This window comes from uncultured Porphyromonas sp. (genome assembly GCF_938023125.1).
Taxonomy (GTDB): domain Bacteria; phylum Bacteroidota; class Bacteroidia; order Bacteroidales; family Porphyromonadaceae; genus Porphyromonas.
Genome location: NZ_CALHDW010000011.1, coordinates 126,498 through 143,331 on the forward strand (window position 1 = coordinate 126,498; position 16,834 = coordinate 143,331).

The 16,834-nt window shown below is 46.1% G+C and carries 15 protein-coding genes; 11 read left to right on the plus strand and 4 right to left on the minus strand.

What is annotated here, in order from left to right; genetic code table 11:
- Positions 1-11: 11 nt before the first annotated feature.
- The 8 genes from Q0090_RS03455 (at position 12) to Q0090_RS03490 (ending at position 7,550) form a co-directional block, all read left to right on the plus strand.
- Entirely contained in the window at positions 12-758 is a 747-nt protein-coding gene (locus Q0090_RS03455) for a DNA repair protein RecO C-terminal domain-containing protein (protein ID WP_297947476.1), read from the plus strand.
- A gap of 484 nt (positions 759-1,242) precedes the next feature.
- A complete protein-coding gene (locus Q0090_RS03460; protein WP_297947478.1) occupies positions 1,243-1,422 on the plus strand; it encodes a hypothetical protein in 180 nt (59 codons plus the stop codon).
- Positions 1,416-1,727 (plus strand): hypothetical protein, encoded by a 312-nt coding sequence (locus Q0090_RS03465; protein ID WP_297947479.1) that lies wholly within the window; start codon positions 1,416-1,418, stop codon positions 1,725-1,727. Before Q0090_RS03460 ends, Q0090_RS03465 begins: the two co-directional genes overlap by 7 nt.
- 48 nt (positions 1,728-1,775) lie before the next feature.
- Positions 1,776-2,660, plus strand: a complete 885-nt coding sequence (locus Q0090_RS03470) for a hypothetical protein (protein ID WP_297947480.1) — start codon at positions 1,776-1,778, stop codon at positions 2,658-2,660.
- A 230-nt stretch (positions 2,661-2,890) separates the two neighbouring features.
- Positions 2,891-3,499 carry a carboxypeptidase regulatory-like domain-containing protein gene (locus tag Q0090_RS03475; RefSeq protein ID WP_297947482.1) on the plus strand — a complete coding sequence of 203 codons (609 nt, stop codon included), beginning with the start codon at positions 2,891-2,893 and terminating at the stop codon, positions 3,497-3,499.
- A 633-nt stretch (positions 3,500-4,132) separates the two neighbouring features.
- Complete coding sequence (locus Q0090_RS03480) at positions 4,133-6,457, plus strand: outer membrane beta-barrel protein (protein ID WP_297947483.1); 2,325 nt, start codon at positions 4,133-4,135, stop codon at positions 6,455-6,457.
- A gap of 72 nt (positions 6,458-6,529) precedes the next feature.
- The gene (locus tag Q0090_RS03485) at positions 6,530-6,667 is read left to right on the plus strand and encodes a hypothetical protein (RefSeq protein WP_297947485.1); all 138 of its coding nucleotides are present in this window, start codon (positions 6,530-6,532) and stop codon (positions 6,665-6,667) included.
- Between the two features lie 40 nt (positions 6,668-6,707).
- Positions 6,708-7,550, plus strand: coding sequence for a hypothetical protein (locus Q0090_RS03490; RefSeq protein ID WP_297947487.1), 843 nt, complete (start codon positions 6,708-6,710; stop codon positions 7,548-7,550).
- 221 nt (positions 7,551-7,771) lie between these two features.
- Here the strand turns inward: Q0090_RS03490 and ccsA are convergent, their stop codons facing one another.
- The 4 genes from ccsA to nrfH form a co-directional block, all read right to left on the minus strand.
- Positions 7,772-8,569, minus strand: a complete 798-nt coding sequence (ccsA, locus tag Q0090_RS03495; protein ID WP_297947489.1) for a cytochrome c biogenesis protein CcsA — start codon at positions 8,567-8,569, stop codon at positions 7,772-7,774.
- Positions 8,566-9,867: a cytochrome c biogenesis protein ResB gene (locus Q0090_RS03500; RefSeq protein WP_297947491.1), complete on the minus strand. Its 1,302-nt coding sequence runs from the start codon at positions 9,865-9,867 to the stop codon at positions 8,566-8,568. The genes ccsA and Q0090_RS03500 overlap by 4 nt, the downstream gene beginning before the upstream one ends.
- A gap of 147 nt (positions 9,868-10,014) precedes the next feature.
- On the minus strand, positions 10,015-11,496 hold the full coding sequence (gene nrfA, locus Q0090_RS03505; RefSeq protein WP_297947493.1) for an ammonia-forming cytochrome c nitrite reductase: 1,482 nt from the start codon (positions 11,494-11,496) through the stop codon (positions 10,015-10,017).
- Positions 11,497-11,529: 33 nt separating this feature from the next.
- A complete protein-coding gene (nrfH, locus tag Q0090_RS03510) occupies positions 11,530-12,165 on the minus strand; it encodes a cytochrome c nitrite reductase small subunit (RefSeq protein ID WP_297947495.1) in 636 nt (211 codons plus the stop codon).
- Positions 12,166-13,242: 1,077 nt separating this feature from the next.
- On the opposite strand from nrfH, the gene Q0090_RS03515 reads away from it, so the two are divergent.
- From Q0090_RS03515 to Q0090_RS03525, 3 genes are all read left to right on the plus strand, one after another.
- Positions 13,243-13,857, plus strand: a complete 615-nt coding sequence (locus Q0090_RS03515) for a DUF3575 domain-containing protein (protein ID WP_297947497.1) — start codon at positions 13,243-13,245, stop codon at positions 13,855-13,857.
- A 25-nt stretch (positions 13,858-13,882) separates the two neighbouring features.
- Entirely contained in the window at positions 13,883-15,343 is a 1,461-nt protein-coding gene (locus tag Q0090_RS03520; RefSeq protein ID WP_297947499.1) for a DUF3868 domain-containing protein, read from the plus strand.
- Between the two features lie 143 nt (positions 15,344-15,486).
- Positions 15,487-16,758: a hypothetical protein gene (locus Q0090_RS03525; RefSeq protein ID WP_297947501.1), complete on the plus strand. Its 1,272-nt coding sequence runs from the start codon at positions 15,487-15,489 to the stop codon at positions 16,756-16,758.
- The last annotated feature ends 76 nt before the right edge of the window (positions 16,759-16,834 follow it).

Here is a 16,834-nt window from a genome sequence, read left to right on the forward strand (position 1 = left end):
GAGTCGCCTTCATGCTCATATCCACTCGCGCTATCGTACTTACCACAAGGGCGTACAACGATAAGTTTGCCATCGCACACCTCCTCACAGAAGAGGAGGGGATGGTGGCTTATAAGATACCCAAACCCTCTCCCTCCAATCGTCGCTCCTCGGCTACGGCTCGGCTACAGCGGATGGTACACCCGCTTTCCGAACTTTCCATTGTGGCAGATCATCGCCTCCAAAGAGGTCTGCAACAGATAGACGACGCTGAGTACTACCGGCTGAGTCTGAACCTCATGCTGTATGATCAAATCAAGGTAAATATTGCCTACTTCTTAGCGGAGGCCCTCTATCATATTTTGCGCAGTGCTCCCCCCGATCCCGAGGTGTATCGTTATATAAGTCGTAGTATAGAGACCCTAGAGGAGAGCGAGAAGAGTTGTGCCAACTTCCCCATTGCCTTCTTATTTGGACTATTGGAACCCCTGGGAGTTCTCCCTCCTGATGTGCTGGAGCAGGAGCCTAAAGGTTACTTCGATCTAGTAGAAGCCTGCTATACGATGCACCCCTTGCGTAGTAGTCACGTCATTCCGATTCATGAGACAAAGGCGCTGCGTTACTTCCGCCGCATTAACTATCAAAATATGCACCTCTTCCGCTTCCATCGGGAAGAGAGGCAGCGAATCCTAACCTATCTCCTCGATTACCTTCGATTGCACTATGCCCCTATCGGGGAACTCAGTTCCCCCACCATCCTCTCCCTCCTCCACTCGTAAGACTCCCCCCTCGGGGTACGATACCTTGAGGGAATACAGCCTCGGCTCGTTGTTGCTAAGACTCGTTATGTCCTACTCGAGATAAGATTGAGGACCGCGCTTGTAGGAGAGGTCCCCTCTTGAATTATCGCCCTTAAAACTAACCTAAGGCCAAGCCCTTTTAGCCTCTTAGCAAAGGCCGAAAAAGGTGCAGGCCTATTTTCGTTTCTTCTCTGCCTAATTTCTGTTGGGGTTACTGCCCTAAAAATTTTTCATTTCTACCCATGAAACTTTATTTTTCCACCCTATAAGGAAAAAACTCTAGGGCAGGGTTTTTCCGCCGTTTCACAGCGAGACTTCCCCCCTCTTTCCACTAAATCTCCTCCTCTTGCCTCCCCGAAAGTTGTACCTTTGTACCTACGATTGCTATCGTTTTTGAGGGTGTGATGTGAAATTTTTGTCTTAACTTCGCCCTCAGTCAATAGCATGAAAGCGGATTAAAATTATGAAGACAATCTTTGCGACTGTATTGGATAAAGAGCAACAAGCACAGATGGCCTCGCTATTTAGCACAAAGTCGGATCAATTGTATTACCGCAATGGAGGTCAGCTCGTGTGTGTGACCGATCAGCTCAATCTCTGGGAAAAGAGTGATAGGGAATCAATCGAATATATCCAATGCTAGACCGTAGTAAGGTGGCTTTTCTGGCTTTGCTAACGCTTTACGGCCATATGCTTCATGGCCCACTCTGTATTTCCAATGCCGATGGTTCGCAGCAAGAGGCCCTTACAGAGTTGAGTGTCAAAGATGGGCAGCCGACACTCTGGATTGGCAATCGCTTGTTCTTCATTGATGTGGATGATGAACTTACTTCTGAGAACGATAACGACTGTAGAACTTCTTTATTCACCATTGATCCCTCGACCAATAAACCTATGCGTATGTTCTCTAGAGTTAGATGCTTTGCTATCAAGCAACCTGCCAAGTAATCAAGATTTCGTAATCATATAACACAAATGAATTCATACTTCAATTCTATGAAACTAATCATTTGCCTATTCTTGTCTGGGCTTGTGCTATTGACGGCCTGCCAATCCTCAAAACAAACCGAAGGTGCTGTAACTAACATCGATAGCTTGGAACAAGCCCTTGCCCAATCGACCGATCCCCTAGAGCGTATTGACCTCAAACGCCAGATACTAGACCTCACGATGGAAGCTGCAACGCCGGAAGAGCGATGCCGAATGTTTGAGGAGTTCGCCACGCTAGTGGAAGAAGAGGTGAGTATGCTCAATCAGCGTGAGAGCGACTATCTAGAGCGTTTCTATGAGTATCGTTACGATGATAAAAATAATCCGATAGAGCCTCATGATTCCATTAAACAGAAGGAACTGGGCTACACACAGCGAGGGCTACAGTTTGATGAGCTAGGAGAGGGGATTGTTCTGCTAGCCCCGGCCCCCACCTTGTTTGCCAAATACCTCAGCCAGCTACCTGCCTACTATCAGGAGTACTGGCAACTTTTGAGGAGTAGTGAAAACATCGAGCCGGATGCGGGCCTTGTGCTCACTTGGCGTGAATTGGGGGATCTAATTGCTCGATATGAGGCCTATGCCGAGTTCTACCCCGAGCAGAAAGAGCTATTCGCTAGACTTGGCGAGAACTATCAATACCTTCAGATGGTCTATATGACCGGTACGGACAATACGCCTATCGCAGACGAATCCGGAAGGATAGATCCTGATCTCAAAGGCGAGTGGCAGCGGTTTATGAAGGCTTATCCCAATAGTCAAACCTCAGAGCTTATCAAGGAATTCCTACAACTGAAGAACTATAGCGATCTAAATGCCATGCAAGAGCGAGTCGAAGAAGTTCAGAAGGCTTCGAATCATCCCTTGCTCGTGGCGTCCTCATCCCTATAATTAAGATTACCATTGATTCATTCTCAAGAGGATAATCTCCCCAGAGAGCAATGGAATGAGAAAAAAGGGGTATGGGTGGATGATAAAGAAGTCCCCCGACTTCCTACGCAATGATCAACTAAAGGAGGCTCAGCAAGAGGCCAAAGAGCACCTCTCGCTAATCTAAATCAAAAAAAGAGATGAAATATTTTTGTATTCTTACCTTTCTCGCATTCCTTTTTACTATACAAATGTCAGCGCAAGAGGGGCGCTATGAATTGAAGGGCACCATCTCTACTAAAGATCAAATTGCTGTACCGGCGGCAACTATTATATTGCAGCGAGATACTACAGAGTGTGCTTTTACAGGAGCCATCAGTCAAGCCGACGGGGGGTATGCCTTAGAAGTGGCAACTCCAGGAACCTATTTCGTGGAAATTCGTTGCATAGGCTACAAAACTTTGCGTCGAACTCTCATAATAGACCAGCCCTTTACCCAGTATGATTTTGTGCTGTCGGAGAATGTTGAGGAGCTTTCGGAGCTTGAGGTTATGGCCAAGTATACTAGATTGAGTCCCGGTGGTGTTACTCGAGTTGAGTTTAAGGGAAATCCAATTACTCGTGGGAAATCAATGGCAGAGGCACTTCGCTTTGTGCGAGGAGTAGAAGTTTTTGGAGACAACTTGCTTATAAATGGGGACGAGGAGAGTCTGATCGTACTAAATGGAGAGCCCATTACATTACAACAGCTGAATGCAATACCCCCTTCTATGATTGACCATATTGATGTGATCCCAAGTCGAGTAGTGCCAATGGCATGTAAGATAAAAGGGGGTGCAATTCTTGTAACGCTGCGATAGAGGCTATCGGGATAAGGAGGAGAGTGGTAGATGATTGCTCTTGTATGCCCTTACTATATCTAACGCAAATGTAAGGGATTGCGGCTAATAAACAATCCATAGAGTAGTCGTGACTGTGTAGACCCATGCTCAAAATGGGCGCTGCGGTTGTGGCTAGCTTCGGGAGGGGCTTATGCGATGATTCAAGAGCTTATCCCAAGCCTTGTTCTCTACCTAAAAAGGGATAAAACCCTATTCTCTTTCTTCTCTTGGTTGATTTCCTCCCGGAATCGAGGCTGGAATTTTTTTATTTTTAGGCTGATAATGGGGGAACATTCTGCCTGATTTTTTTTCGAATTTAGGCCTAAATCCTACGAAATCTTAGGCACCATATTTTGCCCTCCCTCTAGAGAGCCCTCTTTCCATGCCCGCCTCAAAGCCTTCCCCATTAGGAAGAGCCGAGTGCATCAATAGGATAGTTTGGAAAAGAATTTGAAACTATCAAGGAGTTGTGTTTTATTTTTATTCTTCCTATTTTTGTTGCTGAATTGGGGTAAATGATAGATTTTGTCCGCAATTTCGTGGTGCAAAAGATGCGCCCCTTGAGAGTGTCGCTTATCACTTTTAAGTGTCAAAGTATAGATCAAAAAAGAGATGAAATATTTTTGTATTCTTACATTTCTCGCATTCCTTTTTACCGTACAAATGTCAGCGCAAGAGGGGCGCTATGAATTGAAGGGCACCATCTCTACTAAAGATCAAATTGCTGTACCAGCGGCAACTATTACATTACGGCGAGATACTACAGAGCGTGCTTTTACAGGAGCTATCAGCCAAGCCGACGGGAGTTATGCCTTAGAAGTGGCAACTCCAGGAACCTATTTCGTAGAAATCCGTTGTATCGGTTACAAAACTTTGCGTCAAAGTCTCATAATAGACCAGCCCTTTACCCAGTATGATTTTGTGCTGTCAGAGAATGTTGAGGAACTTTCAGAGGTCGTAGTAATAGCCAAACATACCAGATTGAAACCCAATGGTACTATTCGAGTTGAGTTTAAGGGAAATCCTATTACTCGTGGGAAATCAATGGCAGAGGCGCTTCGCTTTGTGCAAGGAGTAGAAGTAAATGGAAATAACTTGTTTATAAATGGGAAAGAGGACAATCAGATTATACTAAATGGGCAAACTATTACATTGCAACAGCTGAATACTATTCCCACTTCTATGATTGATCATATTGATGTTATTCCTAATCCCGGAGTATCGATGGGGAGTAACATAAAAGGAGGAATAATTCTTGTTACACTGCGCGTACAGGAGGGTACTCTAGGATCTATAAGTTTACCTCTCCAGTTTGACCGATTAGGCTTAGTAGATGTTATTCCGACGCTATTTTTCCAGCATCAGAGAGGTAGTGTGACTTTTTATAATACGCTGCGAGGAGGTGCTGGACGCTATACAACAAAGTATGAACGGCAAGATAAGTATATGGGCTCCTCGCCTCACACAATACAAACTATTACAGAAACTCAACAGAAAGATTATGCTGTCGTCGATAACTTCGGGGTGCAATACCAAATCAATGCCCAACATCGCATAGGTCTCTTCGGAGGCGTGAGCTATGATACCCCCAATAGCACAACGGAAGACAACGTTGTGGGAAAAGATAATACATTGAAGCAACGAAACAAATACCAATCGTTGAATCTGAATGGAGGCTTGAGCTATAATGCCCGAATCAACATTTTTGAAGGGGCGAATATATCTTCTACAATGAGTTATAGTCGAATGCAAAACAACTCAGAGAACCATTATATTTTGGATAAGGAAGATATTGCTCTAGCTGATAATAATACACATTACCTACAAATAAACCCTAGAGTCTCTGTACAATTTGCAGGTGCACATTCTTTTATTAGTGGCATTAACTATGCTTATGCTTTAGACCAAAATAGAACAGGAGGAATCGAAAATGAGAAATTAAAAGCACTCTCTAAGAGACAATTTTCAATATCAGGTTTCGATTTTGCGCCCTTTGTGGAGTATAGTAAAATGTTTGGTGAGAGGCTTTTTCTTCAGGCTGGGCTACATTATCAAAACACTGTAATGCAGTACCAAGATTTATTGTTACCCGACCGCAGTTATAGGGTTTCCAATCAGGGTTTTTACCCTAATATTCTGCTTCAATATATGATTAGTGCAGAACGTAGCTCAGGTATTGCTTTTGCATATCGACGTTTTTTTTCTTTGCCTAACTACGGCTACTATTCCCCTATAGCTACCTATCAGACAGAAAATCTATATAGTATTGGGAATCAAAAGTTGAAGCAAGAAACCTTTGATGAGGCAGAGCTAACCTATTACATCAATAGGGATTGGAATGTAACCTATCGAATGCGTTATGGAAGGGATATTGTGCAGATTATGACGCATCCCGATGAGAGCCGTCCCAATCTATTTTACACACAACCTGAGAATATAGGTACTCTTCTATATCATTATCTCTCATTCTCGTTTAATAAGAGTTTATTCTCATTTTGGCACACTAACAACGTTCTCTACCTCCGTCACAATCAAGAAGAAATGCCCGAGCGCTCTGTTCGTAATTTTTTGCTCGGAGGAACATCCACACACCAATTCTCTCTATCTAATAATTGGGGCGTAACGGTGGCTTTTTCGGGACAGACGGCGCAACAGAAACTAGGGTATCACTTAGGAGCAACCTTTGCACTTGATGCAGGTTGCTATTTTTCCCTCCTTACTGATAAATTGCAGGTGAGTCTTTTGGCTAGTAATATAGTCTATGGGAAGGAGTCTCTTACCATTCAACACCCGAACGCAGAAATGGTACGTTATAATCTATCCCCACGTACTCGCCTGAAACTCACCCTCTCCTATGCATTCTCCTTGGGAGATCAAATCAAGAAAGCTCGTACCGAAAGTGCGGCGACAATCTCCCTCGACAAACCCATTTTGTGAAATATTTTCGATTAGATAATACACTTCGAACAACAACGTGATGCAATAGACTGTGGATCATCATGTTTAGCGATGATAGCTGAGCATTACGGACAGAAAGTCAATCGCGACCAATTGCGTGAGTGTTGTGCATTGGGTAAAACTGGGTGTATCTCTCCTTGGTATTCTTCTGTCGGGAGAGATAGGCTCCGAAAGGTACGTCCGTCTTAGTGAGTTGCTCCTGCCTAATAAAACGCTAAAAAATAAGGATATGAAACGTATATTGTCAATCTTAATCTTGGGGATTATGCTCTTCTCGTGTAGTCAAAGTGCTCCCACGGGTGGTCAGAAAGAAGCTAACAAAGAGCAACAAGATCCAATCAAAAACAATGAAGGGGAGAACAATGGGAACACTGAAGTCCCCAACACTCCACCTTGTGATGAATATATCTGTTCAGGGCATCAGATAAACCGCTACTATAAGATTAGCGATCTCTCTATCAGAGAGGATGCTCTCAAAAAAGATAATCATGGAAACTATCTTATGACTGTGGAGTTTGTTACTAAGAACTTCTATGGCTATAGAAAGCCGGTAACAGAAGTGAGCAAATTTGTACAGTGTGCCAATAAGTTTGGAGACAACGCTTCTAAAATGACTTTCCCAGATGACATAGATGAAGGCTTTGCCCTATCAGCCTTTGTGAAGAATGTAACAATCACTACTTCTGAGGACTTTGATGCAACTCATCCGGCAGCCTCTTCTCTCTCAGACATTGTAGAGATCGAATATCTGACTGCCTATCCGAGCATCAAGCGTCACTATGACCCGACAAATTTAGACGGACTAATCGAACCAAATGTAGGCTACACTGATCCTCGATACGGTGTGCAGCGAATTAGCAAGATTCTTGATAAAGTATCACAAGAGGAGCTTGCGATGGTCTATTTAGAACCAGGCAATGCGGTGATAGAACCGAAAAATCCGCAAGACAAGAATACCCTCTATCGCATACGATTCTCTAAAGCTCCGTCCAATAGCGTCCAGACAGTGACTATAACCCTTACAACGGACGAAGGCGTCTACACTGCAACGAAGAAGGTAGCTTTCTTGTAAGCTTACCTACCAAATACTTTTATCATTCTAGTAGATCATATAGCCCTAAAATGAAATCTTCATTTCGAAATTTGGAGCTATAAGGCAGGTACTTCAAATGTAAAACGGAGATCTAAGTGTACTATTAGGTCTCCGTTTTGTCTCTTTTATTCTCTCTGGGAAGTCTTTAATTTCCCAGAGGAGAGCTTTGTTACAGACTCTTTTCTCAACGAGGTGTTGCGTCATCCGTAGGTGTGGACGCTTATGCCCTGTGCTGAGGGTAAGAAGTTGACTCCGTACCAGCAAATCTGGAGGCACAAGAACGAGAAAAAGAGCAACCAAAGTGCAGTCGATATCTTGCGAGGTCTACTCAGACGGTAGTGGATGTAGAGTAGATACGAAAGCATCGTTACCGCAGCCCAGGTCTCTTTGGGGTCCCAACTCCAGTAGTGCCCCCAAGCGAGCTTTGCCCAAAAGGCCCCCAAGAGAAGTCCGATCATCAAGAAGGCAAGCCCCGTGTAAGCCAATCCGTCCGAAATAGACATAAGGTGGAGGGCCTGACCCTCATCTCCCTTTTTCTTTTGCAACCACAGGGCATAGAAAGCCATCAGTAGCCCTGCTCCCAACATCCCATACGAAAACATATAGGAGATTACGTGCGGTACGAAAAAGGGGCTCTCGAGAGCCGGCATCATACTCTTATTGTGAATCTCGGGGCGGACAAGGTTGATGATGATAAAGACAGAGGCCAAGATGGTAGAGAAGCTCAATATCCACTTGTAGTGCCAGCGTAGGTAAACGATAACTCCGGCCACCAAGGCGAAGAAAGAGTACCACAATCGGGTTTCGCCCATGGTACGCATCGGGGGACGCTCGAGAGAGTGCCACATGAGCCCTATATAGGTGCCGAATACTACAAATGCGAGTAGGAAAAGGGCGAGAGCGATACTCCGCTTATCTCGGAAAGCCATCCACGCTCCACATCCCGAGAGGAGTATGGTGGGGACGGCATAATAGATCATATCGTTCCAAGTTGTCATAGCTTTTTCTTTTCAGTGGGGGATGGAATGCGAGCGGGGCGAGGCAAAACAAAAAGAGATATGGCCCCAAGTAACATAAGGAGGAGACCTACATAGACTGCAGGTAACCAAGGGTCGCGCACAATCTCGAACACAGAGACGGTACTCCACCTCCCCATCTCTTGATCGTAATTGAGCTGATAGATGTCCCAGCCGTCGAACTTAATGGGCTTATTTACCGTGATCTTGCCCTTTACAAACTTATCATTCGGGCTATAGATGGAGACGAACGAACGGAATTGCTTCGGCTCCGGATCGGGCATGACAATGCTTGTGCTGTCCGGCAGGGATAGAGCTCTGAAAGGGATAAGGTAGCTACCGGAGGTTACCCAGCCGTTCACTACTTGCCCCGTCTCTTGGTTGGTTGCACGTACTTCGATACCATGTACTGCTCCTGTACTGCCAAACTCTACAAAATGCATGCTATCCCGGGAGACTACCGGAGCACTCAGGGGCAAATGCTGTAAGACCTCTATCTTCCATGCTTTGTAGGTGCCCATAATGGGTGTCTTCTCTACAGAGAGTTGCCAGGGATGCCCTGCGGGAAGGGTCTCTCCACTGCGGCTGTCTATAATCATCAGCTTAGGCGGGTACTCTTCTAGTTCGAAGCGTTCCAATTCGATAGCGAGAGGGAGATCATATAGTTCGGTAGAGAAATCTTTGGTTGCTCGCCACTCGGGGCGGTTCTCGCTGGCATCTACCTGCATGCGGTATCTCTGCAAGTCGTGAGCCCCCAGTAGTCCCGCAAAGAGGGCAATGTAGAGCCCTAAGTGATTCAGAAGAAAGGCAATGTACCTACTCCAAGGCATGTTGCGTCGTCGCCCCCTTAGGATAAAGGTAAAGGTGGTGCCGCCCAGCACGACAAGGAGAAGGAGATAACTCATGAGGAAATACCACGTAGAGAGCACATAACTGAAGCCCACGGCATGTACCGGCTCTTGCAGATTGGCTCCATGGGGTGCAGCGAGTTCTATTTGTCGGGTAAGGCCCATTATGATGGAGAGGCCCATAAGTATCGCCATCGCAGCGATAGACATTTTGTATCCGGTTAGAAAGGTAGCTATCCTATTGCCTCGCCGTGCAAGGATGGCGAGTAGGAGAGAAAGGAGAAGAATCCCAACCCCTCCGATAATATTTAGAGGATAAGCAAACCCATGAAAAGGAATGGGGCCGAGGGTGAAGTGCAGTAGGATTCCAACGACCAGAATAGCCGATGCAATAACAAATGCTTCAACGAAGCTCCAGGGGTCTCTCCACATTGTATTTGTATATCTGTAAGCTGTCTTTCTTCGAAAATCGGAGCTTATAAGTGAGCCGAAAAGCCTTATCCCACATACAAACTCCGTTGATAAGCAAAAAGAGTGGCCCCATACCAGTCTAGTACGAGGCCACCTTTAGGGTTAGTTTTAGATGCGCTGTTTCTGTTTGGCTTGCTCTACCCACTTAGGTACTACAACATCTAAGAACTTCTTCTTATTGGCCTGAAGTTCTTCCGGATTAAGCCCGATATAACGCTGAGCCTTCTCTTTAGTGGAAATGTCCGGCATGGGCACATCGCCGGTAAAGCCAAGCTTGGCAAGCACTTTGGAGATGGCAAGTCTTGCTTGTAGGGCTCGCTCGAGACCATTGGAGAGAATCCGTGTAACCTCTTGGGGTGCGTGGAAGGAGGCTCCGTGAGAGGCAACGCCATAGTCCCAACGCCATTGTGCTTGACGTATGTAGCGCAAGACTGGTTTCATGGCAGCTTCTGTAGCACCCTTATCCCAAGCGAACTTAGCCTCTATGTGTGCTGCGGCAAGCTCTTTCTCAAGTTTGTTGCGAATCTCGTTGGCCATACGCTGGCGGTCGTAAACATTCTTACGGAGCACCTCTTCGCTTTCTCGGTGGCAAACCTGGCAAGTGCGATCAATATAGTTGAGCGGACTCTGTATGTGGTGATCGCTAAACTTCATGCCGCCCTGGCTCATATAAGGCATATGACAATCGGCACAAGCTACACCTCTCTGGGCATGTATGCCGAGTTGTGCAATCTCAAAGTCGGGATGCTGAGCCTTGAGGATAGGCGTTTTGCTGATGGCATGGATGTAGTCGTAGTACTCCATTTCGTCGTAGTACTTCTCTACATCTTCCATAGAAGTGCCCTTATCCCAAGGGAATGTGAGGTATTTATTCTCTTTACGGAAATAGTACTCCACGTGGCACTGCGCACAGACCAAAGAGCGCATCTCCTGATGAGTTGCCTTGGTAATGTCTTTTCCCATTCGCCCAAAAGCCTCAACGAGGGCGGGGCGAGAGATACGGAGATCCATGGTTTCGGTATCATGGCAGTCTGCGCACCCGATGGGGTTGACAATCTCGCTACCCATGGCACTCCACTTTTGGTTGTAGAAGGCTTCTACTCCCATTGCCTGCATCATTCTGGGAACATCCGGGCTTTTACAAGTCCAACAGGTCGCAGGTTGTATATCATCCATTCCATCTACACCGGGAGAGCCCGTGCGTAGCGTGTGCAACATATCTTGTATGGCATAGTAATGACCGCGAGGCGCACTATAGTCTTTCGAAAAGGCGTATCCGGCCCAGAATATTACCATCTCGGGGCGTTGCGCCAAGACATCTACGGGTTTGTTGCCATTAAACTCCGAAGAAAAAGAGGTGTCTGCCGTCTGTAGCCAGGTCTCATATTCTTTGGGATAGTTGGATTGGAAAAGCGCGTTTCGGGCCTCCTGTGGAGCGATCTCTACCTTTTTATTGGCAAAGATAGAGGCAACCTCTGCACGGCGTTGCATAATAGACGAGGCCAAAAGACCGAGACAAAAAACTACTACCATAGTAGCTACAAACAGCGCCCAGCCCTGCCATCTCTTCAGCTTTCTTTTTTCTTTCATAGGAGTCTCTTTTTTATTCTAACCATACTGTCATTATCTCTTTTCTTTCCCCGCTTTTAGCTGGTCTCTAAGCCAATCCGGCACAGGAGACTTGGGATACGGCACAATCGCACCTGGAGTAGATGAAAGACTATTCTTACCGCCATGGGGCACGTCTCTGTGACAATCCCAACAAGCTCGTCCCTCTCCGTGAGTAAGTTGCTTGTGTGTCATTTTTCCTGTCTTCACAAACTCCTGATTCAGTTGAGAGTGGCAACGAACACAATTGTCGTATATCACCTCTTGGCTTGCCGCAATAGCCTGCATCGCCTGGGGCTCCTTTCTCATCGTGAATATATAGGAGTGCCTCAAGCCATCTTTGGCTTTGAAAAAGTATTTGTTCAGGATATTATTGTGGGGTACATGGCAATCGTTGCACGTTGCCACCATCTTATGAGACGAGTGTTGCCACGTTGCATAGTAGGGACCCATCACGTGACAATTGACGCAGACCTTAGGATCATCCGAAAGGTAGCTGTAGGCTTTAGACACATATACGAGGTAGGCTCCCAAGCCAAATATGATGCCGGTCAAAAGCACCGCCCCCACCTGAGCGCCATAAGAGGGGAGCAAACGCCGCTTCAGAGAGCTTATGCGGGAAGAAAAAGAATGGAACCGTTTGGTACACATAAGCCATTATTTTTTGAATCCTACAATAGGGTGGTGACCTACGCTTGGGTTATCCTCCCAATAGGTACATATCACTCACTGCAACAAAGATACACACTAATGATCTAATTTCCAAATAAAATGCTCCCCTTTCTCAAACGCGACTCTCTTGCCCTCTTGCTCTCCTTAAACCGCTTGAATGGTTAAGCGGCGTGAGGATGTTGGTCGAGAAGCCTTCGGGCTCTTCATCCCTGTTGTCAAAGGAGGGGAGCGGCTTCTTGGGGTGCCCCGGGAGGTTATCCCAAGCCATGTATTCCAACCGAAAAAGGGACAAAGCCCGAGTCCTTTTCCCCTCTTGGCTGATTTTCTCCCGAAGTAGAGGCTGATTTTTTTTTATTTCTAGGCTGAAAATGGGGCGACATTCTGCCTGATTTTCTTTGAGATTTAGGCCTAAATCCTACAAAATATTAGCCGGCAAATTTTGCCCTCCCACTAGAGAGTCCCTTTGCATGCCCTTTTTGCAGCAGAAGTCTTGGCCCTACGGTCTTGGTCCTTACCGAGAGTTTGAGCTCGAGAAGGAGGTAGTGGGTAAGAGCTGTAAGGCTGTGCGATTAGTCCGTGGTGCAAGCTATACACCTATATATATAATAAGGGGAGTGGGGTGGAGGTGCCCGGGCTACCCATCCCTTTTTCCGACCCTCTTTCCCGGCGTGTCGGCTGATTAGGCTTGAGTTACACTGAGTGCAGATAGTGAGCAAGGATATGGCTCTACTACCCGCTGGCTCGAGAAAACGATCAAATAGGAGAGTTTTGGTCTGGATTTATTGTTTTTTACTACTTCTTGTTGTTTTTTGTCGTTGTTTCTTTGTACCTTTGCTCCGTTTTTAATGGAAGAGGTATGAGTGTTTGGGTTACTCAAACCAACTCAATACCATAATAGAGAGGTAAAACAAGAATAAAGTGAACGGGTGTAATTCTCACAACCAAAGGATTGGTTCCGCATTAATCGCTTTTCGAGAGTCTCTGTGTATAGGGTGTACAGGGGCTTGACTCTCTCTTTCTCTCATTTGTTTTATATGAAAATCAATGTTCGTTAGTATGGATTGTCTCAAGAGGTCGTTTTTGACAGTGGCCGTAATGGCTCTAGGTGCTCTGACAGCAAGTGCACAAAAAGCCGCGCTCAAGACTAATCTTCTCTATGGAGGAGGTCTTCAGAGTCCCAATTTGTCACTGGAGTATCGACTCGCTCCGCGTTGGAGTGTGGATCTTAGTGGAGGTGCGAATTTCTTTTTCTATGGCACCGACCCCTCTTCTGATCGTTACAAGACAAAGAAAATCAGCCATTGGCTTGTGCAACCTGAGGTAAGGTACTGGACCTGCGAGGCTTTCAACGGTCTCTTCTTTGGTTTGCATGCTCAAGGGGCTGCCTTCAATGTTGGGGGAGTGAATATCCCATTTGTCTTGGAAAACAAGAACAGTGTGATGAAGGATCACCGTTACGAGGGCTATCTCGTGGGTGGAGGTCTCTCTGCAGGATACCACTTGATCATAAACAGACGCTTTAGCATGGAGTTTCAATTGGGCTTGGGTTACAATTGGATCCACTACGACAAGTTTGAATGTGTTCGATGTGGAGACAAGGTTGGCGAAGGTACGGCCAACTATTTAGGCCCCACTAAGGCTGCTATATCATTAGTGTATACCATAAAGTAAGATGAGAGAGAGTACTATGAATAGAATGAGACATACTAAGATTGCTATATTACTGCTTTTCCTTTGCACTCCACTTCTTTTGGGTGCACAAGAGAGCACGACTCCTCGCTGGGCTTACAATCATCTAAAAGCCTCTCGTTCTGCAGATGGGACGAAGCTTGTATTGTCATTGGATATTGAGCCTCTACGCAATTCGTTAGGCGCTCAAGAGGTAGCCATCCTCTCCCCTCGAATTGTTTCTGCAGATGGGACGCAGGAGGTGGACCTCGGTACCTATTATATAGCCGGAGCTTTGCGCATGAAGGCACTAAAGCGTGCCGTTAGCCTAAAGCAAGAGCTACCTGCCGGTATACCCATGAGCGAAGTGAAAACGCTCAGAGATGTAGCTAAGTCTCCTATACATATTGAGCGTACAGTACCCTTTGAGTACTGGATGAGCAATGCTAAGATCCGCATCGCCGAGAAGGCCTTTGGCTGTGTCGACTGCGAAGCCTATAGCATAACCGGAACAAAAGACTTTGTCGATATCAATCTCTTTGGCCCCGTAGACTATAAGTATTATGACTACGAGCCTTTCAAGGTAGAGCAGAAGAGCTACGAAGAGGAGATGATTTCGCACGTAGAGTTTAGAGTGGCTCGCTCTGAGTTGCTTAGAGACTTTGCCAACAATGCCTCTGAGATCGATCGTATCAACGACTTTATCTCCAAGGCTCTAAAGCTTGCCGACTCCGGCGCTACCATCGGTGATGTCTATATTGGCGGGTATGCATCTCCGGAAGGCGAGTTCAATAGCAACCTAACCCTCTCGCAGGCTCGCTCTGAGGTGCTTGCTAAGATGATCGAGGAGAAATATCCTAAGCTTCGCAAGACGGCACGCTTTGAGATCAAGGGTAATGGTGAGGACTGGCAAGGCTTGAGAGAGGCCCTCGTGGCAAGCTCTTATAGCTATGCTAAGGACGTTGTCGCTATTATCGATCGGTATAGCACCGACCTCGAGAGAGAAAAAGATATCAAGGCTATGGAGGGGGGGCGTGTCTACAACGAGCTTCTCCAGAATGTCTATCCGCCCCTACGCCGCACGGTATTTAAGATGAGATACGACGTGCGCCCCTATACGGTAGACGAGTTGCCGGGCATCTATAAGAGCAAGCCCGAACTTCTCAGCGCTTGGGAGCTCTATCAGTTGGCTCAGGTGCATTACATCGCCAAGGGGCTTAACCCCACGAGTGTGTATGCTACGGCCCATCGCATCTATCCGAAAGATCGTGACATGGCACTCAACTACGTCACCTCGCTCCTAAAGAATGATCAGAATGCCAACCAGGCTCTTAGCATCTTGGCAACCCTACAAGAAGATGGGACTGTACTCTTCCTCAAAGCTATTGCCGAGAACATGAAGGGGGATATGCCCGCTGCAGATCAATTGCTACACAAGGCAGCAAAAGCCGGCAATGCCGATGCCAAGAGAGCAATTGAGAGACAATAGTATAATAGACGCATAATAATTATCAACTAACTAACTATTCACTTAATTAAAAGAAGATGAAAACAAAAAGTTTTTTCGCACTCCTTCTCGCGGGTGCCCTCTTCTTGCCCTCTTGTAACAAGAGCAAGCAAGAACCTAACAAAATGGAAAACGGTCCACAGACTGTAGTAGTAGCTCTCGACTTGGGAGACAACCTACGTGCTGCTATGACAGACGGTCAGGATGTTATCGCTGCCGGAGGTGCTGCATCTGTAGAAAATGTAGACGTCTATCTAACGACCACAAATGGTACCATCAAGAAGGCTCAGCGATTTGTAAAAGGAAGCGCTGACTTTGGCAAGTTAACCTCTACTACAACTGTTGGGGCCGCCGGCGGTGGTTACAAATTCGTTAATGTAGATGCTGTTGTTACTCGTGCTTCGGTTGTGGTTAATCCACAAGCTGCACTTCTAGCCGTTGGATCTGATGTTAATGACCTTGAGGTTTCTATCAAAGCTAAGGCTAACGAAGCTATCTACTCAGAGTTGAACAAGCCTCTCCAAGCACTCGGTGTAGAGCCTATCAATCCGGATCCTGCAACGAATGCTAATGTTAAGAAGGTTGAGTTTGAACTCAAGGGCGACATGAGCCGCTTCCAAGTAGCAACTGTTTTCTCTGTTATCGAATTCAAGGATGCTACTGCTAAGCAGACATTCATTGACTGGAAGAAGCAGTATGTTGCAGCTCACCCCGGTGGCACATACGATGATAAGGATGCCGCTTATAAGGCCGCTCAGGAGGCTCAGTATGGTTCATATAACAATGGACAACCTACAGGTGCATGGTCAACTATCTGGAAAGTTGTTAAGGTGACAGCTCAGAATAAGGGTGTCTTCATGAACGACTTCGATAATACTCTTAAGCTAAGCACTAAGGCTGTTGATGGCCGTCTCTTTGCTACCACCTATGCAGGTGCATACACTACCACAAATGGTGACCTAACCATTGGCGGCAAGAACGTAACCGATTTCGCTTCTTACTTCAAGGCTGCTGGTTTCACTACTACATTTACAGGGGCCAGTGCTAAGGTACTTGCATTTAACTTCTTTGCTAAGCAATCACTGACTAAAGATCTTAAGGTGAAGGGTAATGCTCCTCGCCTTCACTTCTTCTTTGAAGGAGCCAACGTTGATGCTGATCACCAATTTGTTAACCTCGTAGGTTACGACCTTGGTACTGATACATTTAAGGAAGCTCAGTTGCTCAATATTGATATGAAAAATATCAATAATGGCGACGGTATCATCGTACAGTCTGATGATCCTACAGTACCTGGCAAGGGTAACCCCGACATCGTTAGTGACAAGTTTAACTTGATCGTTAGAGTTACAGTAGCTCCTTGGACGGCTGTTAATGTAACACCTATTGCCGAGTAATCTCTACTGATTACCTTAGCTATTTATAGCACAATATTGTGGGGAGACCTTGAGTCTTTCGGGAGTTTCCGGGTCT

Excerpts from the sequence above, each read along its gene's own strand:
- Q0090_RS03470 (WP_297947480.1), top strand. The coding sequence starts at position 1,776 with ATGAAACTAATCATTTGCCTATTCTTGTCTGGGCTTGTGCTATTGACG.
- Q0090_RS03520 (WP_297947499.1), top strand. The coding sequence starts at position 13,883 with ATGAGACATACTAAGATTGCTATATTACTGCTTTTCCTTTGCACTCCA.
- Q0090_RS03485 (WP_297947485.1), top strand. The coding sequence starts at position 6,530 with ATGATAGCTGAGCATTACGGACAGAAAGTCAATCGCGACCAATTGCGT.
- nrfH (WP_297947495.1), bottom strand. The coding sequence starts at position 12,165 with ATGTGTACCAAACGGTTCCATTCTTTTTCTTCCCGCATAAGCTCTCTG.
- ccsA (WP_297947489.1), bottom strand. The coding sequence starts at position 8,569 with ATGACAACTTGGAACGATATGATCTATTATGCCGTCCCCACCATACTC.
- Q0090_RS03500 (WP_297947491.1), bottom strand. The coding sequence starts at position 9,867 with ATGTGGAGAGACCCCTGGAGCTTCGTTGAAGCATTTGTTATTGCATCG.
- Q0090_RS03465 (WP_297947479.1), top strand. The coding sequence starts at position 1,416 with ATGCTAGACCGTAGTAAGGTGGCTTTTCTGGCTTTGCTAACGCTTTAC.
- Q0090_RS03515 (WP_297947497.1), top strand. The coding sequence starts at position 13,243 with ATGGATTGTCTCAAGAGGTCGTTTTTGACAGTGGCCGTAATGGCTCTA.
- Q0090_RS03455 (WP_297947476.1), top strand. The coding sequence starts at position 12 with ATGCTCATATCCACTCGCGCTATCGTACTTACCACAAGGGCGTACAAC.
- Q0090_RS03480 (WP_297947483.1), top strand. The coding sequence starts at position 4,133 with ATGAAATATTTTTGTATTCTTACATTTCTCGCATTCCTTTTTACCGTA.
- Q0090_RS03490 (WP_297947487.1), top strand. The coding sequence starts at position 6,708 with ATGAAACGTATATTGTCAATCTTAATCTTGGGGATTATGCTCTTCTCG.
- Q0090_RS03525 (WP_297947501.1), top strand. The coding sequence starts at position 15,487 with ATGGAAAACGGTCCACAGACTGTAGTAGTAGCTCTCGACTTGGGAGAC.
- Q0090_RS03475 (WP_297947482.1), top strand. The coding sequence starts at position 2,891 with ATGTCAGCGCAAGAGGGGCGCTATGAATTGAAGGGCACCATCTCTACT.
- Q0090_RS03460 (WP_297947478.1), top strand. The coding sequence starts at position 1,243 with ATGAAGACAATCTTTGCGACTGTATTGGATAAAGAGCAACAAGCACAG.
- nrfA (WP_297947493.1), bottom strand. The coding sequence starts at position 11,496 with ATGAAAGAAAAAAGAAAGCTGAAGAGATGGCAGGGCTGGGCGCTGTTT.